The organism is Streptomyces sp. NPDC060064, from assembly GCF_042736455.1.
In the GTDB taxonomy this organism is placed as follows: domain Bacteria; phylum Actinomycetota; class Actinomycetes; order Streptomycetales; family Streptomycetaceae; genus Streptomyces.
In genome coordinates this window covers 96,309-122,561 of record NZ_JBHWWF010000008.1, presented here as the reverse complement: position 1 = coordinate 122,561, position 26,253 = coordinate 96,309, and the positions used below count along the sequence as shown (strand labels likewise).

Sequence of the window (26,253 nt, the reverse complement as noted above, 5' to 3'; positions counted from 1 at the left end):
GAACCATTTTGCGCCACCCCTCATCCCTCACTCCCGGAGTTCGTTGATGCCTTCCTCCGTCGTACCGAGAACCACCGCCGTCTCGGCCGTCGTCGCCGTCGCGCTGGCCGCAGGCCTGCTCGCAGGTTCCTCCGCGGCCTCCGCGGCCTCCGCCGCCGCCTCCGCCGGTGAGGTCCGGATCCATGACATCCAGGGCTCCACCCGGATATCCCCGCTGGTCGGGCAGCAGGTGACCGAGGTATCCGGCATCGTCACGGGCGTACGGACCTACGGCTCCAAGGGCTTCTGGTTCCAGGACCCGCAGGCCGACGCGGACCCCGCCACCAGCGAGGGCGTCTTCGTCTACACCGGCTCCAACCCGACCGTCGCCGTCGGCGACCAGGTGCTGGTCTCCGGCACCGTCGGCGAGTACATCCCCGGCGGCACCTCCTCCGGCAACCAGTCGCTCACCCAGATCGCCAAGCCGACCGTCACCGTGGTCTCGTCCCAGAACCCGCTGCCCGCGCCGGTCACCGTATCCGCCCGGTCGGTCCCCTCGGCGTACGCCCCCGCCGGTGACGCGGCGGCCGCCGGCAGCATCAACGCGCTGCCGCTGAAGCCCCGCGCCTACGCCCTGGACTACTACGAGTCGCTCGAGGGCAGCAACGTACGCATCGGCACCTCACGCGTCGTCGGCGCGACCGACCCGCACGCCGAGCTGTGGGTGACGGTGAAGCCGCACGAGAACCCGGTCCGGCGCGGCGGCACGCTCTACAACTCGTACACCGCGCAGAACACCGGGCGGCTCCAGATCCAGTCGCTGACGCCGCTCGCCGAGAAGCCCTTCCCCACGGCGAACGTCGGGGACGTACTGTCCGGCACAACCGAAGGACCCCTGGACTTCAACCAGTTCGGCGGCTACACACTGACCGCGCGGACCCTCGGCACGGTGCAGAACCGTGGCCTTAAGCGTGAGGCGACGCGCAAGCAGCGCGACGGCGAGCTCGCGGTCGCCACCTACAACGTGGAGAACCTCGACCCGTCCGACCCGCAGGCGAAGTTCGACGCGCTGGCGGGCGCGGTCGTGACCAACCTCGCCTCGCCCGACATCCTCGCCCTGGAGGAGATCCAGGACGACAACGGCGCCAAGAACGACGGCACGGTCTCGGCCGAGGAGACGCTGAAGAAGTTCACGGCGGCGATCACCGCGGCCGGCGGTCCCGCGTACCAGTGGCGCACCATCAACCCCGAGAACAACAAGGACGGCGGCGAGCCGGGCGGCAACATCCGTCAGGTCTTCCTCTTCAACCCGGAGCGGGTCTCCTTCACCGACCGCGCGGGCGGCGACGCGAAGACGGCTACCGCTGTCGTACGGGAGGGGGGCCACGCTGCCCTTACCCTCTCCCCCGGCCGGATCGACCCGTCCAACGCCGCCTGGAGCGACAGCCGCAAGCCGCTGGCCGGCGAGTTCACCTTCCGCGGCCGTACGGTCTTCGTGATCGCCAACCACTTCGGCTCGAAGGGCGGCGACGAGTCGCTGACCTCGCACCATCAGCCGCCGAACCGTTCCTCCGAGACCAAGCGCCTCCTGCAGGCGCAGGCCGTGAACGCCTTCGTCAAGGACATCCTGAAGGCCGATCGCCGCGCCGATGTCCTGACCCTCGGGGACATCAACGACTTCGAGTTCTCCGCGACGACGAAGGCTCTGACGGACGGCGGTGCGCTCTACCCGGCGGTCAAGTCCCTGCCCTGCTCGGAGCGTTACTCGTACGTCTTCCAGGGCAACAGCCAGGTTCTCGACCAGATCCTGACGAGCCCGTCGATCCATGACTTCGCGTACGACAGCGTGCACATCAACGCGGAGTTCGCGGACCAGAACAGCGATCACGACCCGCAGGTCCTGCGCTTCCGCCCGTAGTCGCTCGCAGTACCGCCGAAACACCGCAGTACGGCAGTACGTTCAGTACGGCAGTACCGTCGGCTGCACGCCCGCGCTGAGGCTCAGCGCGGGCGTGTACCGGTTCACGCCGCCACCTGTCACTCCGGGGAAGCTCCGCACCTTCTCCCACTGCGGAGTCCTCGACCCGACCCCGTCGCCGGGCGCGGCCAGCGCCTCGCGGTGTGCCTCGGCGCTCTCCCACTCCGCGTAGTTGAGCACCCGGGTCCCGTCGACGCTGATGTGAAAGTGCCCGGAGATCCCGCCCGGGTGCGGGTGCGGATCCGTTCCCAGGGCTTCGAAGACGCCGTTCACCCAGGCGTGTTGGCGCTCGGCGTCCGGCCCGTCGAACTCCACGTCCACGATCACCACACAGCCCGGGATCCGCCGGTCGTCCGTCCCGAGGCCGCCGCTGCGGTAGAGCTCGTAGGAGTGCGGCCCGAGCCGCCGGATGCCGGGCACCGCCGCGTCGATCTCCTCGTTCCTGTCGTCCCGGTAGGCGCGGAGGAACTCCTGGTAGGCGTCCTCGTCCTGCCACTGCGAGTAGTGGAGGAGCGTCCTGCCGTCCTCGCCGACGCAGACGCTGTACGAGAGCAGTCCGGCACAGGGCCAGTCCCGGCCCTGCCAGGCCTTGGAGATGCCCTCGACGGCGGCCCGCTGCCGCTCGGGGGTGCCGACGTCCCAGGTGGACGTTTTGACGAGGCCGACCCCGGCGTGGGTGAGGTCGGGCCGGGAGTCGGGCTGCACGGTCACGGTCATGGCGATGCCTCCTCGCTCGGCACGCCCCTTGTGGCGCGCCGCCGATCGCCATCCTGAAACGTGAACCATGGTTGAGGTCAACCGCGGTCAACCGCGGTCAACCGCCCACGCCCACATCGTTGTTGGGCGCGCCGTCCCCCACCGGCGGCAGATCGCCACGCTCGACCGGCGCGGTGGGCACCTGCTGCGGCAGGATCTCGTCCAGCTCCCGGTCGTCCGCGTGGTGCGCGGCCTTGGCGGCGCGCCGCAGGGTGTCGCGGTCCACGGCCCCGTCGGCGCCGATCCGTACGACATGACCGTCCTCGGCCCGCGCGTACTCGTGCGCGTTGCCGGACGTCCGGTACCAGAATGTGCCGTCCCGCTCGCACTTCACGGGCCCTCCCTCCGCCGGATACACGGAACGCTCCGCGCAGTTGGCCTCGGTCAGCGTTCCCCGGTCGACCTCCAGCCGTATCCGGCCGCCGCTCTTGGAGACGTACACGCCGGAGAAGCCGTCGCCGCCGGAGACTCCGACAGACTGCTTCGCGAGGTTGTAGCCGTCGACGTCGGTGACGTAGATGTGCTCCATCGCGGACTGCATATACCGGGCTCGCGCCTCCAGTTGGGACCGGTCGGGCGCCGGTCGTGAGGATCCCGACGGTTTCGACGATCCTGCCGGTCCCGAGGGCTCTGACGCTCCTGAGGCGGCCTTCTCGGTGCCGCAGCCGGTCAGGACGAGAGGCAGCAGGAGAATCAGCGGGAGGTGGCGCACGGCTCGGATCATGGACACATCCTGCCGGGCGAGGCACAACGAACCGGCCGTGGCCGCGATCACCGTTCGGTGACGGGTAGCGGAGCGCGCGGTTCCCGCGCCGGCGGCGTGCCGGCGGTACCGGCTCACGACGACGGGTTCCGGAACGGACGGACGCGTCGACACCACCCCCAAGGCCGAACGCACACTCAACAGTTCAGCTCTGCTTGCCTCTCACCGCAAGAAAATCTAAGTGGACCTTCACGCTCTGCACGGCCGAAACTGCCGTATGACCACATCCCGCCCTTTCGGCCGCGCGCTCTGCGCGATGATCACGCCCTTCACCGACGCCGGTGAACTGGACCTGGACGGCGCCCGGAATCTGGCGGACCATCTGGTGGCCGAGGGCTGCGACGGCCTCGTTCTGAACGGCACCACAGGTGAGTCGCCGACCACCTCGGACGCAGAGAAGACCGCTCTCGTACGGGCGGTGGTGGAGGCGGTCGGCAACCGCGCGTCCGTCGTCGCGGGCGTGGGCAGCGCGGACACCCGGCACACCGTGGAGCTGGCGCAGGCCGCCGAGGCGGCGGGCGCGGACGGGGTGCTGGTGGTGACGCCGTACTACAGCCGTCCGCCGCAGACGGCTGTCGAGGCGCACTTCAGGCGGGTCGCGGACGCGGTCGGCATCCCGCTGATGCTGTACGACATCCCGGGCCGCACCGGCACCCGTATCGAGCCGGACACGCTGATGCGCCTGGCCGGGCATCCGCGGATCGTGGCCGTCAAGGACTGCGCGTACGACCTGCTCGGCTCGACGAAGGTGATCGCCCGGACCTCGCTGGCCTACTACTCGGGCAGCGAGGAGCTGAATCTTCCGCTGTACGCGGTGGGCGGTGCGGGCTTCGTCAGCACGGTCGCGAATGTCGCGCCGCGGCAGCTGCGGGCCGCGCTCGACGCATACGACGCGGGGCAGGTCGCCGAGGCCGCCCGCCTGAATCAACTCACGGCCCCGCTGGCCGAGTTGATGATGGCGTCGGGCCTGCCCGGCACGGTGACCGTGAAGGCACTGATCGACGCGGGGCCGGTGCGGGAACCGCTGCAGCCCGCCGGCCGCGAGGCGACCGACGTCCTGCGCAGGGCGTACGAGGAGCTGCTCGCATCGACGTCCAGCCCGTCCGGCGTCTGAGGACCGGGTCCGGGCGGAGCCCTGAGGACGCCTCGGTTGTGGGAGGTTGCGGTTCTCCCGTCACGATCTTCCTAGCCCACGTACTCCCAGTGCTGCTCGTCGCTCGTCCGAACCGAGGCAGTTTTGAAGTGCTCTCCCGGCTGAAGCCGGGAGATTCCTGCTTACCTTGCGGCAGCGGGCTTGACGTGCTTCGCGCGCCTGACGACTGCCCTCCCGGGAACAGCGCCGGGACGTGTTGGGGGCCGGGACCTTGTGCAGGGTGCCGCCGTACTGGGCGGTCTTGTACGTCAGCATCGTGACCGTACGGCCCCACGCTTCGCCGGTGATGGAGCGGTTCAGCCCCGACTTCTGGGCGACGTTCTTTCCCGGCAGCTCGACCGTGCCCCTGGCGGACGTGACCATGTTCGTGATGGTGAGTGCTTCGACCACAATCGTGCCGTACTGCCTGGCGATGGCGGTGGTCGTCCGGTGCTGCCAGTCCAAGGCCCGACGCTTGGCTTTCGCGCGCAGTCCTGCGATCTGGTCATAGGTGTGGTGCAGACGGCGGCTCACGTCGTCTGCAACCTGCACGCCCACCCGAGCTGAGCGGAAGATCAGCCATTGGTGATCGCTCTGGTGCGGCAGGAAGCAATGGCGGGAAAAGGTTCATCCGCGACCCCGGATCCGCACAGCGGAGCGCCCTCCCGGGACCGTCCCGGGGCCGTGGGAGGGCGCTCAGTGATGACCAACGATGACAACTGGCGACAGCTCAGCCGCAGGTCAGTGCGGTTGGGCGTCAGTTGTGGCTGTGCAGGACCTCGTTGAGGCCGCCCCAGACCGCGTTGTTCGGGCGGGCCTCGACGGCGCCGGTGACCGAGTTGCGGCGGAAGAGGATGTTGCTCGCGCCGGACAGCTCGCGGGCCTTGACGATCTGCCCGTCGGGCAGGGTGACCCGGGTACCGGCGGTGACGTACAGACCGGCCTCGACGACGCACTCGTCGCCGAGCGCGATGCCGACGCCCGCCTCGGCGCCGATCAGGCAGCGCTCGCCGATGACGATACGGACGTTGCCGCCACCGGAGAGCGTGCCCATGGTGGAGGCGCCGCCGCCGATGTCGGAGCCGTCGCCGACGACGACGCCCGCGGAGATCCGGCCCTCGACCATCGACGTGCCGAGCGTGCCGGCGTTGAAGTTGACGAAGCCCTCGTGCATCACGGTGGTGCCCTCGGCGAGGTGCGCGCCGAGGCGGACGCGGTCGGCGTCTGCGATGCGCACGCCCTTGGGCGCGACGTAGTCCGTCATCCGCGGGAACTTGTCGATGCTCGTCACGGCCAGGTGCAGACCCTCGGCGCGAGCGTTCAGCCGGACCTTCTCGACGTCGTCGACGGCGACCGGGCCGAGCGAGGTCCAGGCGACGTTGGTGAGCAGGCCGAAGAGGCCGTCCAGGTTCTGGCCGTGCGGCTTGACCAGGCGGTGCGAGAGCAGGTGCAGACGCAGATACGCGTCGTGCGCGTCCAGCGGCTTGTCGTCGAGCGAGGCGATGACCGTACGGACGGCGACGACCTCGACGCCGCGGCGGGCGTCCGGGCCGAGCGCCTTGGCGGCGCCCTCGCCGAGCAGCTCGACGGCGCGCTCGGCGGTCAGCCGCTCGGTCCCGGCGGGGCCGGGCTCGGTGGACAGCTCGGGGGCGGGGAACCAGGTGTCGAGGACGGTGCCGTCGGCGGTGAGCGTGGCGAGCCCGGCGGCGACGGCGCCGGTGGTGCGAGGAGCAGTGGTGTCGGTCATGACAGAAAACTTAACCGGCCGGGGCGGGCGGGTGCGAACCGGTCTCAGGTGCCGGTCGCGCGTCCGCCCCGTCCCACCCCCGCCAGGTCAGGGGCGCAGGCTGTGATTGTCGAGGACGGCGGTCTTCACGAGGGCGCTGATCCTCACCAGGGTGTCCTTCGTGGTGACCTTTCCATCGAGCTTTCCACCGGCGAGATAGAGCTTGCGTTCACCGCGGTACTCGAATGTCTTCGGGTCGAGCAGCAGCTCCTCCCGCAGGTTCAGGTCACGGGTGAACGTGGAGCCGGGCTCGTACACGGCCAGGGCGGGCCGGCCGATCGCGTCCTTGACGGGCCGGTGGTCGATCTTGACGCCGGGGATCTCGCCCAGTGCCCGGTAGAGCGAGGCCCGTACCTTCGGTGGAATGAAGTCCACGTCGGAGAACACGAGCATGATCCGCCGGTAATTGGCGGCGTCCTTGGAGCCCTGAAGATTGTCGTCGATCGTGATCACGCCCCGAAGGGCCTGGAACAGCTTCTGCGGGTCGTCGGGCAGCTTCGCCACCTTTTCCGCACCTTGCGGCGGGCGCGGTTCAGCCGGGAGCGGACGGTGCCCACCGGGATGGAGAGCGCGTCGGCGACCTCCTGATATCCGAGATCCGCCCAGGCGACCAGCAGCAGGACATGGCGGTCACCGGCCGACAGGGACGCGAGGGCGTCGGCCAGAGAGGCGTGTGAGGCCTGGGCGGTGACCCGGCTGTCGGCGCGGTCGACCCAGACTCGGCAACCGGGTCGTTCCCGGTGCGGGCCAGCGCTCGCAACGCCCTGACCTCCGCGCGGCGCTGCTTGCCGATGAGGTTGGCGGCTATCCCGTACAGCCAGGGCCTGGCGTTCTCCCGGCCCAGGTCGTAGCGCGACCGGGTCCGGAAGGCGCTGAGGAAGGTGTCGGCGGTGATGTCGTCGGCCGCGCCGTCACCGAGGCGGCGGGCGGCATAGCGGTGGATGTCCGGCGCCCCGGAGCGCGGAATGGGGTTCACGGAGCTCCCGGCCGCTCCCGCGACAGCCACGCAGACGGGACCGGGAATGGGACCGGCGGCGCCGGCCTCACGCACCCCGCTGTCGCCCGTCAGACACGCCCGCGCGCCGCCGCCGGCCATTCCGCTCAGCCGATGATCCGCGCCAGCATCTCGCGCGCGAACTCCGCCTCGTACGGCACGTCGGTCAGCAGCACCTGCAGGCAGATGCCGTCCATCAACGCCACCAGCGCCCGCGCGGTGACCGGATCGGTCCGCCGGGCCAGGATCTCGGCAAGTCCCTCGCACCACTCCGCCGCGACCGGCCGCAGCGCGGGCCGCCGCAGGGCAGCCAGATAGAGCTCGTACTCCAGCTCAACCCCGGTGCGCTCACCCGCGAGCCACTCCCCCATCAGCCGCGCGAGCTCCTCCGCGATATCGGCGTCCGGGTCGGCGAGCGCGCCACTGTCCCGTACCGCCGCCGCGAACCCCTCGTTGGTCTGGCGCAACGCGGCAACCAGCAGCTCGTCGAGGGAGTCGAAGTGGTACGTCGTCGAGCCGAGTGGCACATCCGCCTCGGCAGCCACGGTGCGATGACTGAGCCCGGCGATCCCGTTGCGCCCGACCACCCGTATCGCGGCGCCGATGATGCGCTCGCGCCGTTCGGGGTCGTACCGGCGCGCCATCAGTGGGCTCCGCCCATGCTGAGCACCACGACGCCGGCGATCACCAGCGCGATGCCCGCGATCTTGACCAGGCTGGTCGACTCGCCCAGGAACACCATGCCGATGACGGCGATCGCGGCCGTGCCGACGCCCGCCCAGATCGCGTACGCGGTGCCCACCGACAGCGTCTTCAGTGTGCGCGCGAGCAGCGAGAAGGCGAGCAGATAGCCCACGACGGTGAGCAGCGAGGGCCACAGCCTGGTGAAGCCCTCGCTGTACTTCATGGCCGTCGTCCCGGCCACCTCCGCCGCGATCGCCGCGGCCAGCAGTCCGTATCCCATGCGTACGAGTGTACACATCGTTGCGTACGGCAGTACACAACGGCGGATCAGGCAATATATGTACGGGCGCAAGCAACAGGCGACCAGGTATCCCCAGGAAAGGTGGCGGCCGATGTCCGACCAGGAACGCGGACCGCTGCTCGGGCAGCTCGCACGCATCTACCGCGACTACCTCACCGCCGTCGTCCTGCACGGCCAGGCGGCGGCCGAGACCCTCGGGCAGAACCCCACCGATGTGTACGCGCTCAACGCCCTGGAACTCGCGGGGCCTCTGACCACCGGCGGGCTCGCCGAACGCATCGGTCTCTCGCAGAGCGCCACGACCCGGCTCGTCGACCGCCTCGAGCGGGCCGGCTGGGTGCGCCGCGGCCCCGATCCGGCCGACCGCCGACGGGTCGTGGTCGAGGCCGTGCCGCTCACCCCCGAGCAGGACGAGGCGGCGTTCGGCGCGGCCCGCCGCCGGATGGCCGAGGTCTTCGACGGCTTCAGCGCCGACGAACTGCGGGTCCTCTTCCGCTACTTCGAGCAGGCCGCGCCCGCGCTGCGCGAGGCGACGGCCGAGACCAGGGGCGGGGCGCGGGCCGCGACGAAGGGCAGGGCGAAGGGGGCGCGGTGACGCGTCCCGGCCCGTCCCGCTACGGTGTCCCGTCCGACCAGGCACAAGACGCGCGGGAGACACACCAGTGGCATACGGAAACACGCCGCACGCAGGCCCTCCAGGCTGGGGCGGCTGGATGCCTCCGCCGCCACCCAAGCCCGGAGTGATTCCGCTGGCTCCGCTCGGCCTCGGCGATGTCCTGGGCGGTGCCTTCGCGACGATCGGCCGCTACTGGAAGCAGCTGTTCGGCATAGCCGCGGCCGCCTACGGAGCGGCGGCCGCCGTGGTCGCGGTGGCGACGGTTGCCGCCTATGCGGTCGTGGGGAGCCACCTCCCCCGCGTCTTCGCCGACGAACGGACCCCCGCCTGGGCGGACGTCCGGCCCCTGCTCATCGCCTTCGGCTGCGTCTGGCTCATCGGCGTGCTGGCGATGCTGTTCGCCACGACGATGGTCTACGCCGCCTGTTCGGCGATCGTGCAGGAAGCGGTACTGGGCCGGCCGACCACCTTCGGCGCCATCTGGCGCCGGGCCCGCGCCCGCGTCCCCGCGGTGATCGGCACGGTCTTCCTCACCGGCCTGATCCTGCTGGTCCCGTTCGCGCTGTTCCTGCTGGCCTTCGTCACCATGATGATCGCCCTCCTCGCCGTGGGTACCGGGCCGCTCATCGTGCCGCCCTTGGCCTTCCTGGGCGCCTTGGTGACCACACCGCTCGCCGCCTGGCTCTGGGGGAAGTTCAGCCTGGCACCGGCTGCGGCCGTCTTCGAGGGCCAGGGTTCGCTCGCGGCGATGCGCCGCTCCTCGCAGCTCGTACGCGGCGGCTGGTGGCGGATCTTCGGCAGCATGCTGCTCGCGTTCCTCATCGCCGCGGTGGCGAGTTACCTCATCCAGCTGCCGGTGAACCTGCTGGGAATGTTCCCCGGCGCGATCGGCACCTCGGACCTGGGCTCCGACCCCACGGCCTTGCAAGTCGTGGTCTCCATGGGCGGCCTGCTGATCGCGCTGATGGTGAGCCAGCTGATCGGCCAGATCTTCGTCGCCGCCTTCCCACAGCTGGTGGCCGGCCTGCTCTACGTCGACCAGCGCATCCGCAAGGAGAACCTGGCCCCGACCCTCGCCGAGGCCGCCGCCGTACCGCCCGCGTACTAGTCGATCCGGTCGAACCAGTCGATCCGGTCCATCTGGTCGATCAGCGTCTCCTCGGCGGCCTGGTCGTCGGGCGTGAGATCGATGTGCAGTCTGTTCTTGACGGTCTTCCGCTCGCCCACAGGCACAAAGGTGATCCCCGGCAGGGCGGACTCGTCGGCCCCGATGACGATCTCGTCCTCGGCCTCGAAGACCACCTTCCAGTCCAGGACCTGGCTCCAGAAGCGGGCGAGCGCCGGCAGATCGTGGGAGTCGATGACGACGGTGTACAGAGAAACGGCCATGCCCGCCAGTCTGACTGGCGGGCATGGCCGTTTGCCGGATCTCGAGGTGTCCGGCTCAGACGTTGAAGCCGAGCGCGCGCAGCTGCTCGCGGCCGTCGTCCGTGATCTTGTCCGGGCCCCACGGCGGCATCCAGACCCAGTTGATCTTCAGCTCATTGACGATGCCGTCCGTCGCCGCCTTCGCCTGGTCCTCGATGACATCGGTCAGCGGGCAGGCCGCGGACGTCAGCGTCATGTCGAGGGTGGCGATATTGGCGTCGTCGATGTGGATGCCGTAGATCAGGCCGAGATTGACGACGTCGATACCCAGCTCGGGGTCGACGACGTCGTACAGCGCCTCGCGGACTTCTTCCTCGGAGGCCGGCTTCAGCGCGGCTCCTGCGTTCTCGGTCATGCCGTCTTCCTCTCCGCGCCGTCTCCCAGTGCCTGGGCGGTCGCGTCCTTCCACGCCATCCAGCTCAGCAGAGCACACTTCACACGGGCCGGGTACTTGGAGACGCCGGCGAACGCGACCGCGTCCTCCAGCACCTCCTCCATCGCGTCGTCCGGCTCGATCTGCCCCTTGGACTGCATCAGCTCCAGGAAGGTCGCCTGGATCTTCTGCGCCTCGGCAAGCTCCTTGCCGACCAGCAGCTCGTTCAGCACGGAGGCGCTGGCCTGGCTGATGGAGCAGCCCTGGCCCTCGTAGCTGACATCCGCGATGAGCGAGCCCTCGTACCGCACACGGAGTGTGATCTCGTCGCCGCACGTCGGATTGACGTGGTGCACCTCGGCGTCGCCATCCCGCAGACCGCGCCCGTGGGGGTGCTTGTAGTGGTCCAGGATGACTTCCTGGTACATCGAATCCAGCTTCACGCGTCAGTCCCTCATCCGAAGAAGTTACGGACGTGCTCCAGGCCGTCGACCAGGGCGTCGACCTCGGACGGCGTGGAGTACAGATAGAACGACGCTCGCGTGGTCGCAGGAATTCCGTACCGCAGGCAGACCGGCCGCGCGCAGTGGTGGCCGACCCGGACCGCGATGCCCTGCTCGTCGAGGACCTGGCCCACGTCGTGCGGGTGGATGTCGCCGAGCACGAAGGAGATCGCCGCGCCGCGCTCCTCGGCCGTGGTGGGGCCGATGATGCGCAGGTCCGGGACCTCGAGCAGCCGCTTCACCGCGTACTCGGTGAGGACGTGCTCATGCTGGGCGATGTTCTCCATGCCGATCGAGGTGAGGTAGTCCACGGCCGCGCCGAGGCCGACGGCCTGGGCGATCGGGGGCGTACCGGCCTCGAACTTGTGCGGCGCCGGAGCGTACGTCGACGAGTGCATCGACACGGTCTCGATCATCTCGCCGCCGCCGAGGAACGGCGGCAGGTCCTCGAGCAGCTCCTGGCGGCCCCACAGCACGCCGATGCCCGTCGGGCCGCACATCTTGTGGCCGGTGAAGGCCACGAAGTCGGCGCCGAGCGCCTGTACGTCCAGCGGCATGTGCGGCGCGGCCTGCGAGGCGTCGACCAGGACCAGCGCGCCCACGTCCTGCGCCCGGCGCACGAGCGCCTCGACCGGGTTGACCGTGCCCATGATGTTGGAGACCAGCGTGAAGGAGACGATCTTCGTCTTCTCGGTGATGATCTCGTCGATGTTGGACAGATCGAGGCGGCCGTCGTCGGTGAGGCCGAACCACTTCAGCTTCGCGCCGGTGCGCTGCGCGAGCAGCTGCCACGGAACGATGTTGGAGTGGTGCTCCATCTCCGTGATGACGATCTCGGTCTCGTGGTCCACGCGGTAGGGCTCGTCGGCCCAGCCGAGCATGTTCGCCACGAGGTTGAGCGACTCGGAGGCGTTCTTGGTGAAGATCACCTCGTCGCGGCTCGGCGCGTTGATGAAGGCGGCGACCTTGTCGCGGGCGCCCTCGTACAGCGCCGTGGCCTCCTCGGCGAGCACATGAATACCGCGGTGGACGTTGGCATTGTGCTGTTCGTAGTACTCGCTCAGCACATCGAGCACCTGGCGCGGCGTCTGTGACGTCGCCGCGTTGTCCAGGTACACGAGCTTCTTCCCGTCGTGGATCACGCGGTCCAGGATCGGGAAGTCCTTGCGGATCGCCTCGGTGTCGAGGAGGCCCGGCAGCTGTGTCACGCGGATACGCCACCCTTCGTGTATGCCTCGTAGCCCTCGGCCTCGAGCTTGTCGGCGAGCTCGGCGCCGCCGGACTCGGCGATGCGGCCGTTCGCGAACACGTGCACGAAGTCGGGCGTGATGTAGCGCAGGATGCGCGTGTAGTGGGTGATCAGCAGGGTGCCGACCTCGCCGGTCTCACGGACGCGGTTGACGCCCTCGGAGACCTGACGCAGCGCGTCGACGTCCAGACCGGAGTCGGTCTCGTCCAGGATCGCGATCTTCGGCTTGAGGAGCTCCAGCTGAAGGATCTCGTGGCGCTTCTTCTCACCGCCGGAGAAGCCCTCGTTGACATTGCGCTCGGCGAAGGCCGGGTCCATCTGGAGCTGCTCCATCGCGGACTTGACCTCCTTCACCCAGGTACGCAGCTTGGGGGCCTCGCCGCGGATCGCCGTCGCCGACGTACGCAGGAAGTTGGATACCGAGACGCCGGGGACCTCGACCGGGTACTGCATGGCCAGGAACATGCCGGCGCGGGCGCGCTCGTCGACGGTCATCTCCAGGACGTCCTCGCCGTCCAGAGTCACGGTGCCACTGGTGATCGTGTACTTGGGGTGGCCCGCGATGGAGTACGCGAGGGTCGACTTGCCGGAGCCGTTGGGGCCCATGATGGCGTGGGTCTCGCCCTGCTTCACGGTCAGGTCGACGCCCTTGAGGATCTCCCGGGGGCCGTTCTCGGCCTCGACGGAGACGTGCAGGTCGCGGATTTCAAGCGTTGCCATGGGTGACTCAGGACTCCTGGGTGACGGAGACGAGCACATCGTCCCCTTCGATCTTGACGGGGTATACGGGCACGGGGCGTGTCGCGGGCAGTCCGGACGGCTTGCCGCTGCGGAGGTCGAAGCTGGAGCCGTGGAGCCAGCACTCGATCTGGCAGTCCTCCACCTCGCCCTCGGACAGCGAGACATTCGCGTGCGAACAGATGTCGTTGATCGCGAACACTTCGCCGCACGTGCGGACGACAGAGACCGGCGTGCCGTCGAGTTCCACCCGCTTCGGGGTGTCCTCCTCCAGCTCGCTCAGCCCACAGGCTCGGACGAAGGCTGTCATCAGACGGACGCCTCCAGCTCCGCGTCGATCTTGGCGAGCAGGCGCTCCTCGAGATCGGGCAGGCCGATCTTCTGGACCAGCTCGGCGAAGAAGCCTCGGACCACCAGGCGGCGCGCCTCTCCGGCCGGGATGCCACGGGACTGCAGATAGAAGAGCTGCTCGTCGTCGAAGCGGCCGGTGGCGGAGGCGTGACCGGCGCCGACGATCTCGCCGGTCTCGATCTCCAGGTTCGGTACGGAGTCGACGCGCGCGCCGTCCGTGAGGACGAGGTTGCGGTTCATCTCGTACGTGTCCGTGCCCTCGGCCCTGGCCTCGATCAGGACGTCGCCGATCCACACCGCGTGCGCGTCCTGGCCCTGCAGCGCGCCCTTGTAGGCGGCGTTGGAGCGACAGTGCGGGGCGTTGTGGTCGACCATGAGGCGGTGCTCCTGGTGCTGACCCTGGTCGGTGAAGTACAGACCGAAGAGCTCGGCCTCGCCGCCGGTGCCCGCGTAGGAAACACGCGGGTGCAGGCGTACGACATCGCCGCCGAAGGTGACGACGATCGACTTGAAGGAGGCGTCCCGGCCGACCAGCGCGTTGTGCTGGGAGACGTGGACGGCCTTGTCGTCCCAGTCCTGGACGGAGACGACGGTGAGCTTCGCTCCGTCGCCGAGCAGGTAGTCGACATTGGAGGCGAGCACCGCGTCACCGGTGTGGTCGATGACCACGACGGCCTCGGCGAAGGCGCCGAGCTCGATGACCTGGTGGGCGTAGGCGGTGCCGCCCTCGCCGTGCACGGCGATGCGGACCGGCTCGGTGAGCACGGTGTCCTTGGGCACGGTGACGACCGAGGCCGTCTCGAAGGAGGAGTACGCCTGGGCGGCGACACGGTCCACCGGGGTGCCCGCCCTGCCGAGCCGCGCGTCGTCACGGCCGACGGTCTCGATGATGACGCCCTCGGGGGCGTCGATCGCGACCTTGATGGCGCTGCCGGTCGCGACGGCGGTGCCGTTGTGCAGACCGGCCAGCCGCTCCAGCGGAGTGAAGCGCCACTCCTCCTCGCGGCCGTGCGGCACCGGGAAGTCCGCCACGTCGAAGGACGGCGGCGCACTCATGCGGGTGGCGACGGTCGACTCGGCGGCCACCGCGATCGAACCGGCAGTGGTGGAGCCCGCCGGAATGTTCTGAGCCTCAGCCATGGCTGTCGTCTTGCTCTCTTCCTACGTCGAAAAACAGTCGCTGCTCTGGGAGGGCGGGGGCCTTAGCCGACCGACCCCTCCATCTGCAGCTCGATCAGCCGGTTGAGCTCCAGCGCGTACTCCATGGGCAGTTCCTTGGCGATCGGCTCGACGAAACCGCGCACGATCATCGCCATCGCCTCGAACTCCGTCATACCGCGGCTCATCAGGTAGAAGAGCTGGTCGTCGGAGACCTTGGAGACGGTGGCCTCGTGGCCCATGGACACGTCGTCCTCGCGGACGTCCACGTACGGGTAGGTGTCGGAGCGGGAGATCGTGTCGACCAGCAGCGCATCACAGAGCACATTGGACTTCGCGCCCGGCGCGCCCTCGCCGATCTCGATCAGACCGCGGTAGGAGGTACGGCCGCCGCCTCGCGCCACCGACTTGGAGACGATGTTGGAGGAGGTGTTCGGGGCCATGTGGACCATCTTGGCGCCGGCGTCCTGGTGCTGGCCCTCGCCCGCGAAGGCGATGGACAGGGTCTCGCCCTTGGCGTGCTCGCCCATCAGGTAGACGGCCGGGTACTTCATGGTGACCTTGGAGCCGATGTTGCCGTCGACCCACTCCATGGTCGCGCCCTCGTACGCCACGGCGCGCTTGGTGACCAGGTTGTAGACGTTGTTCGACCAGTTCTGGATCGTCGTGTAGCGGCAGCGGCCGCCCTTCTTGACGATGATCTCGACGACCGCGCTGTGCAGCGAGTCCGAGGAGTAGATCGGGGCGGTGCAGCCCTCGACGTAGTGGACGTAGGCGTCCTCGTCGACGATGATCAGCGTCCGCTCGAACTGGCCCATGTTCTCCGTGTTGATACGGAAGTAGGCCTGCAGCGGGATGTCGACCTGCACACCCTTCGGCACGTAGATGAACGAGCCACCGGACCACACGGCCGAGTTCAGCGAGGCGAACTTGTTGTCGCCGACCGGGATGACGGTGCCGAAGTACTCCTGGAAGAGCTCCGGGTGCTCCTTCAGCGCGGTGTCCGTGTCGAGGAAGATGACGCCCTGCTCCTCCAGGTCCTCACGGATCTGGTGGTAGACGACCTCGGACTCGTACTGGGCGGCGACACCGGCGACCAGGCGCTGCTTCTCCGCCTCCGGGATGCCGAGCTTGTCGTACGTGTTCTTGATGTCCTCGGGCAGGTCCTCCCAGGACTCCGCCTGCTTCTCCGTGGACCGCACGAAGTACTTGATGTTGTCGAAGTCGATGCCCGACAGGTCCGAGCCCCAGCTCGGCATGGGCTTCTTGTCGAACAGCCGCAGGCCCTTGAGCCGCAGCTTCAGCATCCACTCCGGCTCGTTCTTCTTCTCCGAGATGTCGCGGACGACCGCCTCGGAGAGGCCGCGCTTGGCCGTGGCACCGGCCGCGTCGGAGTCGGCCCAGCCGAATTCGTACGTACCCAGGCCCTCGAGTTCGGGGTGGGCAGTCTCCGTGGGGAGAGTCATGCGGGGTTCCTCCCGGCCGTGCTTGCAGATGCTGATGGTGTGGTGGTCTGGGGTGAGCTGTGCGGGATGAACGTCGTACAGACGCCGTCACCATGGGCGATGGTGGCCAGACGCTGTACATGCGTTCCCAGGAGACGCGAGAAGACCTCTGTCTCCGCCTCGCACAGCTGCGGGTACTGCTCGGCGACATGGGCCACCGGGCAGTGGTGCTGACAGAGCTGCTGACCGACCGGTGCGTTACGCGCCGTAGCAGCGTACCCGTCGACACTCAGGGCCTTGGCCAGCGCTTCGGTGCGCTCCTCGGGTGCCGCGGCGTCCACCGCCTTGCGGTAGGCCTCAGCCTGCGTGCCCATCCGGTCCCGGGCAAACGCGGCGACGGCCGCCTCTCCCGCCGCACCGCCACCCGCGGCTCGCTCGATCCACCGGAGCGCGTCGACGGCCAGCGTGTCGTACGACTGGTCGAAGGCGTCCCGGCCGCAGTCGGTGAGGGCGAACACCTTGGCGGGTCGCCCCCGGGTGCGCGCGCCGTAGATCCGCTGCTCACGGGGCTCAACGACATTGTCGGAGACGAGCGAGTCGAGGTGACGGCGTACGGCTGCCTGGGTGAGGCCGAGGCGCGTCGCGAGGTCGGCCACGGTGGACGGGCCGTGGTCCAGGACGGATCGCGCGACCCGGTTGCGTGTGGAGCGCTCCCCGGTCGCGAGTTCCTCGTGAGGAGCCTCGCCAACGTTTTTCACAACGCCATTGTTGCGTAATTCCTCTGACTGTGACAACCGACGTCCAAGGGGTGATCCGGTGCGCTTCATCACTAAGGGTTACCTAAGCACCGGGGCGGCCCGGGCCCCGCGCCCCGGGGCCCCCGGCCCCCCGCCTAGACTTCCCGGCATGCGAAGCGAGCCCGTCGTCCAGATCCGTGGCCTGGTCAAGCGGTACGGATCCAAGACGGCCGTGGACGGCCTCGATCTCGAGGTCCGCCAGGGCTCCGTGACCGCCGTCCTCGGCCCCAACGGAGCCGGCAAGACCACCACGATCGAGACCTGCGAGGGCTACCGGCGCGCCGACGCGGGCACGGTACGCGTCCTGGGCCTCGACCCCGTCGCCGACGCCGGCAGACTCCGCCCCCGGATCGGCGTGATGCTCCAGTCCGGCGGCGTGTACTCGGGGGCCCGCGCCGACGAGATGCTGCGCCATATGGCCAAGCTGCACGCGCATCCGCTGGATGTGGACGCGCTGATAGAACGGCTGGGTCTCGGCAGCTGCGGCCGTACGACCTACCGGCGGCTCTCCGGCGGCCAGCAGCAGCGGCTCGCGCTGGCGATGGCCGTCGTCGGCCGCCCCGAACTCGTCTTCCTGGACGAGCCGACCGCCGGCCTCGACCCGCAGGCCCGCCGGTCCACCTGGGAGCTCGTACGCGAACTCCGTGCCGACGGCGTCTCGACCGTTCTCACCACCCACTTCATGGACGAGGCCGAGGAGCTCGCCGACGATGTCGCGATCATCGACGCGGGCCGGGTCATCGCCGAGGGCAGCCCCGAGGAGCTGTGCCGGGGCGGCGCCGAGAACACGCTGCGTTTCACCGGGCGGCCGGGGCTGGACCTCGGCTCGCTGCTCAAGGCACTGCCGGACGGCACTGCGGCGGCCGAGCTCACGCCCGGGGCGTACCGGATCACGGGCGAGGTCGGTCCGCAGCTGCTGGCGACCGTCACGTCCTGGTGCGCACAGCACGGTGTGATGCCGGACGGGATCGCCGTCGAGCGCCACACCCTCGAGGATGTCTTTCTTGAGCTCACCGGCAAGGAGCTGCGTTCATGAAGTGGGACGACACCGGTCTCGACCGGGGGTCCGGGGGTTGCCCCCCGGGACGACACAGCCTTGAGCTCACCGGCAAGGAGCCGCGTTCATGAGCCTCGGTACGTACACGCCGAAGCCCGGCGCCGCGCCGCTGCCCCGCATGATCGCGGCGCAGACCGCCTTCGAGACGAGGATGCTCCTGCGCAACGGCGAGCAGCTGCTGCTCACCGTTGTCATCCCGTCGCTGCTGCTGGTCCTCTTCTCCACGGTCGACATCCTCACTCTGCCCACGGAGACAACGGGCGGCAGCGGCAAAGCCGTCGACTTCCTGGCGCCCGGCGTGCTCGCACTCGCCGTGATGTCCACCGCCTTCACCGGCCAGGCCATCGCCACCGGCTTCGAGCGGCGGTACGGAGTCCTCAAGCGGCTCGGCGCGTCGCCGCTCCCCCGATGGGCCCTGATGAGCGCCAAGACGCTCTCCGTCCTGGCCACCGAAGTCCTCCAGATCGTGCTGCTGACCGTCATCGCCTTCGCGCTCGGCTGGTCCCCGCACGGCAACCCCGTCTCCGTACTCCTGCTGCTCGTCCTCGGCACCGCCGCCTTCTCCGGCCTCGGTCTGCTGATGGCCGGGACGCTCAAGGCCGAGGCCACCCTGGCCGCCGCCAACCTGGTTTTTCTGCTGCTCCTGGTGGGCGGCGGAGTGATCGTGCCGCTGGACAGGTTCCCGGACGGCGTCCAGTCGGTGCTCGCGCTGCTGCCGATCTCGGCGCTCTCGGACGGTCTGCGCGATGTGCTCCAGCACGGCGCGGGAGTGCCGTGGGGCGATCTCGGGATCCTCGCCGTCTGGGCTGTGCTCGGACTCGGCGCCGCCGCGCGGCTCTTCCGCTGGGACTGACCCACGGGCCAGTATGAGCCTGCCAAGATCCGCACGGTGGGAGGCCTCGATGGAGCGGACTGCCGCACTGCGACTGGACGCGGAGTGGGCGAAGGTCAGGTCCGGCAGAGCCGGAGCCTCCCCCCGGGAACGCGAGCGCATGCTGACCGACCTGATCGCCGCGCTCGCCGCGCACGCCGCGGACGACCTCTCGCTCACCGCCCGGCTGAGCCTGCGGTACGGCGATCTGGCCCGCCACCACTTCGACACCGGTCGCCGCGAGGACGCGCTGACCGCCGTCGACGAGGCGATCCGGCGCTGCGAGGAGCCGGCCAGACATGACGAGGAGCACGCCCGCTGGTACGCCCGCGCGCTGATCAGTCAGGCCGTCTATCTGGCCGAGCCGCTCAGCGACGAGCTGGGTCTGCCTCGCTACGCCCTCCATCCGATGGGCGAGCAGCCTCGTCCGGTGACCGCGAGGACGGACTCGCCGCCCTGGCGGCAACCCGCCGAGCCATTGAGGTCTGGGAGCGCCTCGAACGCTCGGACCCGCGCAACCAGGAGGGCCTCGCTCAGGCGCATGCCTTCCTCGGCGACCGGTTGGAGGAGCTGGGCCTGCCGGTGGAGGCTGCGTCCTGGGCCGTACGGGCCGAGCGTGAGTTCCACGCCCTGTGGTCCGCGCCCGACCCGCGCGAGGCGGCGCATGCGGTGGCCCTTGAGCACCTCGACGACCAGCTGGAACGCAGACTGCGGCGCTGCCCTTTCGACGGCGGCCTGACACATCTGCGGGCGCAGGACCTGCTTCCGGAGCGGCTGCTGCCGCTCGCGGTCCTGGCGGCACGGATCGAGGGCGTGGATCCGGATGCGATCGCCGAAGGGCTGGGGCTGGACGGCGCGGAGGTCCGGCGGATCCTGCGGGCGCGGTCGTGGCGGGCGGTGTGGCGGTTCGACGTACGGGACGGCGCCGATGGGTCCTGGACCCCGATGACGTACCCGTGGCGTGGCACGGACGCCGTCACGGACCGCAGCGCGGAGGCGGTGGCGGCGGAGCTGACCGACGCGTTCCTGCACTCGCCCGACTGCCCGCCGTCCTCGGTGCACTGGCGGATCGCCGTGTGGTGGGAGGAGGAGGACCATCTCGACGGCTCGCGCTTCCGGCTGGCGTACCCGCCGTCCTGACCGCACCGGCAGGATTCGCCGGACCGGACCCCTCGTGAAAACGTGCACAATCGTCCGCCTACGATAGGGCCCGTGCAGACCCCTCTCGCCCAAATCGCCCAGCGCTGGACGCCCACGCCCCAAACGCTCCGGCGCGCCGCGCTCTCCGCCGTCGTGATGAGCGTGGTCATCATCGTCACCGGCGGCGCGGTCCGGCTGACCAGCTCCGGTCTCGGCTGCGACACCTGGCCGAAGTGCACGGACGACAGCCTCTTCGCCACCCCCGAGCAGGGCATCAACGGCGCGATCGAGTTCGGCAACCGGATGCTGACATACGTCCTGTCGGCGGCGGTCGGCTGGGCGATCGTCGCGGCCCGCGCCACCAAGCCGCTGCGGCGCGGGCTGACCCGGCTCGCCTGGTCACAGTTCTGGATCGTGATGGGCAACGCCGTGCTCGGCGGCATCACGGTCTGGGCAGGCCTCAACCCCTGGACCGTGGCCGGGCACTTCCTGCTCGCCACCGGGCTGCTCACGGTCGCCACCATTACCTGGCAGCGCACCCGCGAGGGCGACGGCACACCGCGCCCGCGCGTCCCGCGCCCGGTCCGCAAGCTGTCCTGGGCGATCGTCGCCGTCTCGGCGCTGCTCGTCGCGCTGGGCACGACGGTGACCGGTTCCGGCAAGCACGCCGGCGACAGCAGCGACGTACCGCGGATGCCGTGGGACTGGGCCGCCGCCGCACATATCCACGCCTTCGCCGCCTGGGCGGTCTGCGCGCTGGCCGTGGCGATGTGGCTGGTGCTACGGGTGGTCGACGCTCCCGACGACACCCGGGCGCGCGCCCGCGACCTGCTGATCGTGCTGCTCGCCCAGGGCGCCATCGGCTATGTCCAGTACTTCACGCAGGTCCCGGAGGCGCTGGTCGCCGCGCATATGCTCGGCTCCGCGCTGATGTGGATCGCGGTGGTGCGCCTCGCGCTGAGCCTGCGCGAGCGTCCGCAGACCAACGCGGAGATCCCGGCCCGGACCGACCCGGCGCTCTCCAACGTCTGACGGACAAGCATCTGACAGGCAGGCGTCCGACGGGTAATCGTCCGGCAGTCAGGGCCTGGCCGTCAGGCGTCCGACAGTGCGTAGACGCGGCGGGCATTGCCCGCCGCGATCATCCCGGCGACCCGTTCCGCGTCCGCACGGGCCCAGGCGCCGTCGCCGACCCAGCCGCCGAGCACCCGGCTGAGCGCCTCCCGGAAGATCCGGGCGCCCACCACATGCAGCTCCGGCAGCCCGCGCGCACCGCTGGAGAAGAGCAGCTTCCCGAACGGCGCGAGCTCCAGGATCTCCGCGAGTACGGCGGCGGCCCGAGCCCCTGTGTGTACGAGAGCGGGCCCGAGATCGGCGTACACATGCGGGAAGACGCTTGCCAGATGCGCGGCATGGCGGTGGTACGGATAGCCGTGCAGCAGCACCAGATCGGTGGAGAGACCGGCGGTGGCGGCCGCGAAGCCGGTGAGCAGCATCGGATCCTCTACCCCGACATACAGCTGGAGCGGCAGCCCGGAGGCGACCGCGATCCACAGCAGATGCCGCACCAGTACGGGATCGGTGAGCCTCCCGCCGACCTGCCGCGCGGCCAGCCAGCGCCCGGCGGCCCCGCGCACCTCCCCGGGGCCCGGCGGCTCGGGGGCGAGGGCGAGTCCGTGGCCCACTGCGGCGACGGAGGTGAAGGCAACGGCGGAGGCGGCGGCCCCGTGCACGGCCTCGGCGAGGTTCGCGAGGAAGCTCTCCACGGTGCCCGAGGTGTCGGCGACCTGCTCCGCGAGGAGTTCGAGACGTACGATCTCGCGCGCCTCGGCCGAGCCGGCCGCGGCGATCTCGCGCGGGCCCGTGAGATCCCCCGGCAGCCCGGTGTCCACCAGATATGTGGAGATTCCGCTGCCCCGCAGCAGCCGTCTGCCCGCCTCGAGCACGCCGAGCTCGCGGCGCCGGGCGAGATAGCGGGCGGGCGGGCAGTGCGGCTCAAGACCCAGCAGCGGCGGGCACCAGCGCCGTACGGCGAAGCCGGTCTGGGTGTCAAAGAACGTGGTGCCCGGCGCGGGCGGCCCCGCAGTCCTGCCCAGATGCGCCTCGAAGGTACCGAGGCCCAGCTCCGTACGGAGCACTCCGTGGCAGTACTGGTCCACGAGGGTCGGGGTGTCGATCATCCGGTCTCCCTGTCATGGACCGTGCTTCCACAGTCCTAACGGGTGACACCCCGACGAGGTGTTGCTCAGTCGTTGGACGGACCGCCGACCTGGATGCCCGCCATCCGGGTCCACTCGTACGGCCCAGTGCGGACCTTCGCCGCGAACTCGCCGTCGAAGGACTCGTGCAGCGTGATTCCGGCCTTCTCGGCCGCGGCCTGCGCGATGGGGTGGGTGGGCGCGACAAGGTCGCCCCAGGCGCCGTCCTCGCCGACGAGCACGACGCGGGTGCCCGCCTGACCGATGTACTCGAGCTGCCCCTCGGCACCGCCGTGCGCCTTGGCGAAGGCGCCGATCTGCTTGGCGAGCTTGGCCGCCTTGCGCTCTGCCTGCTTGGTGTCTGCCATGCATCGATGCTACTTGCGGGTACGGCGCCCTGGCGACGCCGGGGTCACGTGGTGTGGGCCACTGGGCCTCCGCCCCGGGCCCCGGGCCTCAAGCGCCGGACGGGCTGGAAACTGCTGCCGCCGGACGGGCTGGATGTGCCGGCCGCCGGACGGGCTGGATGTGCCGGCCGCTAGCTCAGGAAGGGATCCACCGCGACCGCCACGAAGAGCAGCGACACATAGGTGATGGACCAGTGGAAGAGCCGCATCTCCTTGAGCTTGCCGCCCGTCGCCCCGGACTTGGCACGGCGCTGCAGCGAGTGCGCCTCCCAGAGCCACCAACCACCGGTGACCAGCGCCACCGCGGTGTAGAACCAGCCGGTGTAGCCGAGCGGCGTCAGCAGCAGCGAGACGGCGACCATCACCCAGCTGTAGAGGACGATCTGCCGGGCCACCACCGTGTTGGAGGCGATGACCGGAAGCATCGGCACGCCCACGCGCGCGTAGTCCTCCTTCACCTTCATCGACAGCGGCCAGTAGTGCGGCGGCGTCCAGAAGAAGATGACCAGGAAGAGGATGACCGCGGCCCACGACATCGAGTTGGTGGCGGCGGACCAGCCGATCAGGACCGGCATACAGCCGGCGATGCCGCCCCAGACGATGTTCTGTGCGGTACGGCGCTTGAGGATCATCGTGTACACGATGACGTAGAAGAGCAGCGCGCCCAGCGCCAGCGCGGCGGACAGCCAGTTGACGAGGAGCCCGAACCAGAGCGTGGAGACGGCGGCGAGGGCGAGACCGAAGACCAGGCACTCGCGCGGCGACACCATTCCGGTGACCAGCGGACGCTGCGACGTACGGTCCATCAGGGCGTCGATGTCGCGGTCGATGTACATGTTCAGCGCGTTGGCGCCGCCTGCGGAGAGGTAGCCGCCGATGCACGTCGTGAGCACGAGCCAGAGGTCGGGAACGCCCTGCGCGGCCAGGAACATCACCGGAACGGTGGTGATCAGCAGCAGCTCGATGATCCGCGGCTTGGTCAGCGCCACGAATGCCTTGACGCGGGCCCCGAACGGACGATGGCCCCCCGGGCTGGGAGTCAAGACGACCCCTGCGGGTCGGGACTCGACGGCCGTCACGCACACCCCTGACAGAGAAATCCCAGCAAGCTCCCGGCGTGAAGACCCGGTAAAGACTTGCGCGTACCACGCCACTCTAGACGTTGCCCAGACGCCGATCTTCGCGGGGGTGGGCTCGTGTTGAGCGGCGGCCGCACGGCGCGCGTATACACCGCCGACAGGCGGAGACGACGCTGTGGCGGCACCCTGGCTGTGTCCGACTTTTTGAAAGGCATGCACTCGAAAAGAGGTGCGTTGCTCCGGGGGTAGGCTCGACAACGCCCGGTGCTTCCGTCGTCACCGGGATACGAACATGTGGAGAGGAGCCCTGACCCAGGGTGAGCACCAAGCCGACCACCACAGACCTCGAGTGGACCGATCTGGACCAGCGGGCCGTTGATACCGCCCGCGTCCTGGCCATGGATTCCGTACAGAAGGTCGGCAACGGCCACCCCGGTACGGCCATGAGCCTCGCGCCCGCCGCGTATGTTCTGTTCCAGAAGCTCATGCGGCACGACCCCGCCGATCCGGACTGGACCGGCCGCGACCGGTTCGTGCTCTCCGCGGGGCACTCGTCTCTGACCCTCTACATCCAGCTCTACCTGGCCGGGTACGGCCTTGAGCTCGACGACCTCAAGTCCTTCAGGACCTGGGGTTCGAGGACCCCGGGCCACCCGGAGTACGGGCACACCCCGGGCGTAGAGACGACGACCGGCCCGCTCGGGCAGGGCGTCGCCAACGCGGTGGGCATGGCCATGGCCTCCCGCTACGAGCGCGGCCTGTTCGACCCGGACGCAGCTCCGGGCACCTCGCCGTTCGACCACACCATCTGGGCCATCGCCGGTGACGGCTGCCTCCAGGAGGGCATCTCCGCCGAGGCGTCCTCGCTGGCCGGGCACCAGAAGCTGGGCAATCTGGTGCTGCTGTGGGACGACAACCACATCTCCATCGAGGGCGACACGGAGACGGCCGTCTCCGAGGACACCCTCAAGCGGTACGAGGCGTACGGCTGGCACGTCCAGCGTGTCGAGCAGAAGCCCAACGGCGACCTCGACCCGGCCGGTCTCTACAAGGCCCTGAAGGCGGCGCAGGCCGAGACGGAGCGCCCCTCCTTCATCGCGGTCCGCTCGATCATCGCCTGGCCCGCCCCGCACGCGCAGAACACCGAGGCCGCGCACGGCTCGGCGCTCGGTGAAGAGGAGGTCGCGGCCACCAAGCGCATCCTCGGCTTCGACCCGGAGAAGAGCTTCGAGGTCTCCGACGAGGTCCTCGGGCACACCCGTGAGGCGCTCGACCGCGGCCGCGAGGCCCAGGGCGAGTGGGAGAAGTCGTTCGCCGCGTGGCGCACCGCCAACCCGGAGCGCGCCGTCGAGTTCGACCGGATCCGCTCGGGCGAGCTCCCGGCGGGCTGGGAGGAGGAGCTCCCGGAGTTCGAGACCGGCAAGGGTGTCGCCACCCGCGCCGCTTCCGGCAAGATCCTGCAGTCGCTCGGCGCGGTCATTCCCGAGCTGTGGGGCGGCTCCGCCGACCTGGCGGGCTCGAACAACACGACGATCGACAAGACGTCGTCGTTCCTGCCCGACGGCAACCCACTGCCGGGCGCGAACAAGTACGGCCGCACGATCCACTTCGGCATCCGTGAGCACGCCATGGCCGCGACCATGAACGGCATCGCGCTGCACGGCAACACCCGTATCTACGGCGGCACCTTCCTGGTGTTCTCGGACTACATGCGCAACGCCGTGCGGCTCTCGGCGCTGATGCACCTGCCGGTGACGTACGTGTGGACGCACGACTCGATCGGTCTCGGCGAGGACGGCCCCACCCACCAGCCGGTGGAGCACCTGGCCTCGCTGCGCGCGATCCCGGGCCTGAACATCGTCCGTCCGGCCGACGCCAACGAGACCGCCATCGCCTGGCGCGAGATTCTCAAGCGCTACACCAAGGAGTTCGGCAAGGGCGCCCCGCACGGCCTTGCGCTGACCCGCCAGGGTGTGCCGACGTACGAGGCCAACGAGGATGCCGCCAAGGGCGGTTACGTCATGTTCGACGCCGAAGGGCCCGACGGTCAGAGCACGGCGCCGCAGGTCCTGCTGATCGGCACCGGCTCCGAGGTCCAGCTGGCCGTGGAGGCACGCGAGCAGCTGCAGGCCGCGGGCGTCCCGACCCGGGTGGTCTCGATGCCGTCCGTCGAGTGGTTCGAGGAGCAGGACCAGGCGTACAAGGACAGCGTCCTGCCGCCGGCCGTGAAGGCCCGTGTCGCGGTCGAGGCCGGTATCGGTCTGACCTGGCACCGCTTCGTCGGCGACGCGGGACGCATCGTTTCGCTGGAGCACTTCGGCGCTTCGGCCGACGGCAAGGTCCTCTTCCGCGAGTTCGGCTTCACTGCCGAGAACGTGGCCGCTGTCGCCCGGGACTCGCTCGAAACCGTCAATGGCCTGGAAGCCGCCGCGCGCTGACGCCGGTATACGACAAGTAGGAGATGCAACTC

Annotated in this window: 27 protein-coding genes and 3 pseudogenes; 10 read left to right on the top strand and 20 right to left on the bottom strand. The window is 69.7% G+C overall.

Annotation, left to right across the window (positions count from 1 at the left end; translation table 11 throughout):
- The first annotated feature begins 46 nt into the window (after positions 1–46).
- On the top strand, positions 47–1,897 hold the full coding sequence (locus ACFWDI_RS12745) for an endonuclease/exonuclease/phosphatase family protein (RefSeq protein WP_385303454.1): 1,851 nt from the start codon (positions 47–49) through the stop codon (positions 1,895–1,897).
- Positions 1,898–1,939: 42 nt separating this feature from the next.
- On the opposite strand, the gene ACFWDI_RS12740 is transcribed toward ACFWDI_RS12745, so the two are convergent.
- Positions 1,940–2,668, bottom strand: a complete 729-nt coding sequence (locus ACFWDI_RS12740) for an antibiotic biosynthesis monooxygenase (protein WP_385303581.1) — start codon at positions 2,666–2,668, stop codon at positions 1,940–1,942.
- A 103-nt stretch (positions 2,669–2,771) separates the two neighbouring features.
- Complete coding sequence (locus tag ACFWDI_RS12735; protein ID WP_385303453.1) at positions 2,772–3,437, bottom strand: hypothetical protein; 666 nt, start codon at positions 3,435–3,437, stop codon at positions 2,772–2,774.
- Between the two features lie 256 nt (positions 3,438–3,693).
- Here ACFWDI_RS12735 and dapA point away from each other — a divergent pair, with 256 nt between their 5' ends.
- On the top strand, positions 3,694–4,590 hold the full coding sequence (dapA, locus tag ACFWDI_RS12730) for a 4-hydroxy-tetrahydrodipicolinate synthase (RefSeq protein WP_385303451.1): 897 nt from the start codon (positions 3,694–3,696) through the stop codon (positions 4,588–4,590).
- A 60-nt stretch (positions 4,591–4,650) separates the two neighbouring features.
- On the opposite strand, the pseudogene ACFWDI_RS12725 reads toward dapA, so the two are convergent.
- From ACFWDI_RS12725 to ACFWDI_RS12700, 6 genes and pseudogenes are all read right to left on the bottom strand, one after another.
- Positions 4,651–5,145 (bottom strand): annotated as a pseudogene (locus ACFWDI_RS12725) (zinc ribbon domain-containing protein); the annotation flags it as partial.
- 220 nt (positions 5,146–5,365) lie between these two features.
- Entirely contained in the window at positions 5,366–6,355 is a 990-nt protein-coding gene (dapD, locus tag ACFWDI_RS12720; RefSeq protein WP_385303448.1) for a 2,3,4,5-tetrahydropyridine-2,6-dicarboxylate N-succinyltransferase, read from the bottom strand.
- Positions 6,356–6,442: 87 nt separating this feature from the next.
- Complete coding sequence (locus ACFWDI_RS12715) at positions 6,443–6,898, bottom strand: hypothetical protein (RefSeq protein ID WP_385303445.1); 456 nt, start codon at positions 6,896–6,898, stop codon at positions 6,443–6,445.
- Positions 6,844–7,346: pseudogene (locus ACFWDI_RS12710) on the bottom strand (RNA polymerase sigma factor); the annotation flags it as partial. The pseudogene ACFWDI_RS12710 and the gene ACFWDI_RS12715, both read right to left, overlap by 55 nt.
- A 149-nt stretch (positions 7,347–7,495) precedes the next feature.
- Entirely contained in the window at positions 7,496–8,032 is a 537-nt protein-coding gene (locus tag ACFWDI_RS12705; RefSeq protein WP_385303443.1) for a TetR/AcrR family transcriptional regulator, read from the bottom strand.
- The gene (locus ACFWDI_RS12700) at positions 8,032–8,352 is read right to left on the bottom strand and encodes a multidrug efflux SMR transporter (RefSeq protein ID WP_327322840.1); all 321 of its coding nucleotides are present in this window, start codon (positions 8,350–8,352) and stop codon (positions 8,032–8,034) included. Before ACFWDI_RS12700 ends, ACFWDI_RS12705 begins: the two co-directional genes overlap by 1 nt.
- Before the next feature lie 112 nt (positions 8,353–8,464).
- Between ACFWDI_RS12700 and ACFWDI_RS12695 the strand changes: the two genes are divergently transcribed.
- Positions 8,465–8,968: a MarR family winged helix-turn-helix transcriptional regulator gene (locus ACFWDI_RS12695; protein WP_385303441.1), complete on the top strand. Its 504-nt coding sequence runs from the start codon at positions 8,465–8,467 to the stop codon at positions 8,966–8,968.
- Between the two features lie 118 nt (positions 8,969–9,086).
- Positions 9,087–10,097, top strand: a complete 1,011-nt coding sequence (locus ACFWDI_RS12690) for a hypothetical protein (RefSeq protein ID WP_385303438.1) — start codon at positions 9,087–9,089, stop codon at positions 10,095–10,097.
- Between the two features lie 50 nt (positions 10,098–10,147).
- Here the strand turns inward: ACFWDI_RS12690 and ACFWDI_RS12685 are convergent.
- The 9 genes and pseudogenes from ACFWDI_RS12685 to ACFWDI_RS12645 all read right to left on the bottom strand — a co-directional run.
- Positions 10,148–10,378: pseudogene (locus ACFWDI_RS12685) on the bottom strand (VOC family protein); the annotation flags it as partial.
- A 55-nt stretch (positions 10,379–10,433) separates the two neighbouring features.
- Positions 10,434–10,772: a metal-sulfur cluster assembly factor gene (locus tag ACFWDI_RS12680; protein ID WP_326649154.1), complete on the bottom strand. Its 339-nt coding sequence runs from the start codon at positions 10,770–10,772 to the stop codon at positions 10,434–10,436.
- Complete coding sequence (gene sufU / locus ACFWDI_RS12675; protein WP_327322844.1) at positions 10,769–11,233, bottom strand: Fe-S cluster assembly sulfur transfer protein SufU; 465 nt, start codon at positions 11,231–11,233, stop codon at positions 10,769–10,771. Before sufU ends, ACFWDI_RS12680 begins: the two co-directional genes overlap by 4 nt.
- An 11-nt stretch (positions 11,234–11,244) precedes the next feature.
- Positions 11,245–12,501 carry a cysteine desulfurase gene (locus ACFWDI_RS12670; protein WP_385303436.1) on the bottom strand — a complete coding sequence of 419 codons (1,257 nt, stop codon included), beginning with the start codon at positions 12,499–12,501 and terminating at the stop codon, positions 11,245–11,247.
- Complete coding sequence (sufC, locus tag ACFWDI_RS12665; protein ID WP_327322846.1) at positions 12,498–13,262, bottom strand: Fe-S cluster assembly ATPase SufC; 765 nt, start codon at positions 13,260–13,262, stop codon at positions 12,498–12,500. Before sufC ends, ACFWDI_RS12670 begins: the two co-directional genes overlap by 4 nt.
- A 7-nt stretch (positions 13,263–13,269) precedes the next feature.
- A complete protein-coding gene (locus ACFWDI_RS12660) occupies positions 13,270–13,590 on the bottom strand; it encodes a non-heme iron oxygenase ferredoxin subunit (protein ID WP_385303435.1) in 321 nt (106 codons plus the stop codon).
- Positions 13,590–14,771 carry a Fe-S cluster assembly protein SufD gene (gene sufD / locus ACFWDI_RS12655; protein WP_385303433.1) on the bottom strand — a complete coding sequence of 394 codons (1,182 nt, stop codon included), beginning with the start codon at positions 14,769–14,771 and terminating at the stop codon, positions 13,590–13,592. The genes ACFWDI_RS12660 and sufD overlap by 1 nt, the downstream gene beginning before the upstream one ends.
- Before the next feature lie 62 nt (positions 14,772–14,833).
- Positions 14,834–16,255 (bottom strand): Fe-S cluster assembly protein SufB, encoded by a 1,422-nt coding sequence (sufB, locus tag ACFWDI_RS12650; RefSeq protein WP_385303431.1) that lies wholly within the window; start codon positions 16,253–16,255, stop codon positions 14,834–14,836.
- Positions 16,252–16,992 carry a helix-turn-helix transcriptional regulator gene (locus ACFWDI_RS12645; protein ID WP_385303429.1) on the bottom strand — a complete coding sequence of 247 codons (741 nt, stop codon included), beginning with the start codon at positions 16,990–16,992 and terminating at the stop codon, positions 16,252–16,254. Before ACFWDI_RS12645 ends, sufB begins: the two co-directional genes overlap by 4 nt.
- 148 nt (positions 16,993–17,140) lie before the next feature.
- Between ACFWDI_RS12645 and ACFWDI_RS12640 the strand changes: the two genes are divergently transcribed.
- From ACFWDI_RS12640 to ACFWDI_RS12620, 5 genes are all read left to right on the top strand, one after another.
- Positions 17,141–18,067: an ABC transporter ATP-binding protein gene (locus tag ACFWDI_RS12640; protein ID WP_385303428.1), complete on the top strand. Its 927-nt coding sequence runs from the start codon at positions 17,141–17,143 to the stop codon at positions 18,065–18,067.
- A gap of 88 nt (positions 18,068–18,155) precedes the next feature.
- Entirely contained in the window at positions 18,156–18,941 is a 786-nt protein-coding gene (locus tag ACFWDI_RS12635) for an ABC transporter permease (protein WP_327322852.1), read from the top strand.
- 49 nt (positions 18,942–18,990) lie between these two features.
- The gene (locus ACFWDI_RS12630) at positions 18,991–19,698 is read left to right on the top strand and encodes a hypothetical protein (protein WP_385303426.1); all 708 of its coding nucleotides are present in this window, start codon (positions 18,991–18,993) and stop codon (positions 19,696–19,698) included.
- A complete protein-coding gene (locus ACFWDI_RS12625; RefSeq protein WP_385303424.1) occupies positions 19,629–20,099 on the top strand; it encodes a hypothetical protein in 471 nt (156 codons plus the stop codon). The genes ACFWDI_RS12630 and ACFWDI_RS12625 overlap by 70 nt, the downstream gene beginning before the upstream one ends.
- A gap of 72 nt (positions 20,100–20,171) precedes the next feature.
- Positions 20,172–21,131: a heme A synthase gene (locus ACFWDI_RS12620; RefSeq protein WP_385303422.1), complete on the top strand. Its 960-nt coding sequence runs from the start codon at positions 20,172–20,174 to the stop codon at positions 21,129–21,131.
- A 62-nt stretch (positions 21,132–21,193) separates the two neighbouring features.
- Here ACFWDI_RS12620 and ACFWDI_RS12615 read toward each other — a convergent pair whose 3' ends face one another.
- The 3 genes from ACFWDI_RS12615 to ACFWDI_RS12605 all read right to left on the bottom strand — a co-directional run bounded on the left by ACFWDI_RS12615 (position 21,194) and on the right by ACFWDI_RS12605 (position 23,783).
- Entirely contained in the window at positions 21,194–22,279 is a 1,086-nt protein-coding gene (locus tag ACFWDI_RS12615; protein ID WP_385303420.1) for an amidohydrolase family protein, read from the bottom strand.
- A 65-nt stretch (positions 22,280–22,344) separates the two neighbouring features.
- Positions 22,345–22,665 (bottom strand): hypothetical protein, encoded by a 321-nt coding sequence (locus ACFWDI_RS12610; protein ID WP_385303417.1) that lies wholly within the window; start codon positions 22,663–22,665, stop codon positions 22,345–22,347.
- A 170-nt stretch (positions 22,666–22,835) separates the two neighbouring features.
- Complete coding sequence (locus tag ACFWDI_RS12605) at positions 22,836–23,783, bottom strand: heme o synthase (RefSeq protein WP_385303416.1); 948 nt, start codon at positions 23,781–23,783, stop codon at positions 22,836–22,838.
- A 317-nt stretch (positions 23,784–24,100) separates the two neighbouring features.
- Here ACFWDI_RS12605 and tkt point away from each other — a divergent pair, with 317 nt between their 5' ends.
- Positions 24,101–26,221 (top strand): transketolase, encoded by a 2,121-nt coding sequence (gene tkt, locus ACFWDI_RS12600; RefSeq protein WP_385303414.1) that lies wholly within the window; start codon positions 24,101–24,103, stop codon positions 26,219–26,221.
- The last annotated feature ends 32 nt before the right edge of the window (positions 26,222–26,253 follow it).

Coding starts and splice junctions, on each gene's coding strand:
- ACFWDI_RS12705 (WP_385303443.1), bottom strand. CDS start 8,032: ATGGCGCGCCGGTACGACCCCGAACGGCGCGAGCGCATCATCGGCGCC.
- ACFWDI_RS12615 (WP_385303420.1), bottom strand. CDS start 22,279: ATGATCGACACCCCGACCCTCGTGGACCAGTACTGCCACGGAGTGCTC.
- ACFWDI_RS12745 (WP_385303454.1), top strand. CDS start 47: ATGCCTTCCTCCGTCGTACCGAGAACCACCGCCGTCTCGGCCGTCGTC.
- ACFWDI_RS12635 (WP_327322852.1), top strand. CDS start 18,156: ATGAGCCTCGGTACGTACACGCCGAAGCCCGGCGCCGCGCCGCTGCCC.
- ACFWDI_RS12610 (WP_385303417.1), bottom strand. CDS start 22,665: ATGGCAGACACCAAGCAGGCAGAGCGCAAGGCGGCCAAGCTCGCCAAG.
- ACFWDI_RS12735 (WP_385303453.1), bottom strand. CDS start 3,437: ATGATCCGAGCCGTGCGCCACCTCCCGCTGATTCTCCTGCTGCCTCTC.
- ACFWDI_RS12630 (WP_385303426.1), top strand. CDS start 18,991: ATGGAGCGGACTGCCGCACTGCGACTGGACGCGGAGTGGGCGAAGGTC.
- ACFWDI_RS12695 (WP_385303441.1), top strand. CDS start 8,465: ATGTCCGACCAGGAACGCGGACCGCTGCTCGGGCAGCTCGCACGCATC.
- dapA (WP_385303451.1), top strand. CDS start 3,694: ATGACCACATCCCGCCCTTTCGGCCGCGCGCTCTGCGCGATGATCACG.
- ACFWDI_RS12660 (WP_385303435.1), bottom strand. CDS start 13,590: ATGACAGCCTTCGTCCGAGCCTGTGGGCTGAGCGAGCTGGAGGAGGAC.
- ACFWDI_RS12640 (WP_385303428.1), top strand. CDS start 17,141: ATGCGAAGCGAGCCCGTCGTCCAGATCCGTGGCCTGGTCAAGCGGTAC.
- dapD (WP_385303448.1), bottom strand. CDS start 6,355: ATGACCGACACCACTGCTCCTCGCACCACCGGCGCCGTCGCCGCCGGG.
- sufC (WP_327322846.1), bottom strand. CDS start 13,262: ATGGCAACGCTTGAAATCCGCGACCTGCACGTCTCCGTCGAGGCCGAG.
- ACFWDI_RS12700 (WP_327322840.1), bottom strand. CDS start 8,352: ATGGGATACGGACTGCTGGCCGCGGCGATCGCGGCGGAGGTGGCCGGG.
- sufD (WP_385303433.1), bottom strand. CDS start 14,771: ATGGCTGAGGCTCAGAACATTCCGGCGGGCTCCACCACTGCCGGTTCG.
- ACFWDI_RS12690 (WP_385303438.1), top strand. CDS start 9,087: ATGCCTCCGCCGCCACCCAAGCCCGGAGTGATTCCGCTGGCTCCGCTC.
- ACFWDI_RS12680 (WP_326649154.1), bottom strand. CDS start 10,772: ATGACCGAGAACGCAGGAGCCGCGCTGAAGCCGGCCTCCGAGGAAGAA.
- sufB (WP_385303431.1), bottom strand. CDS start 16,255: ATGACTCTCCCCACGGAGACTGCCCACCCCGAACTCGAGGGCCTGGGT.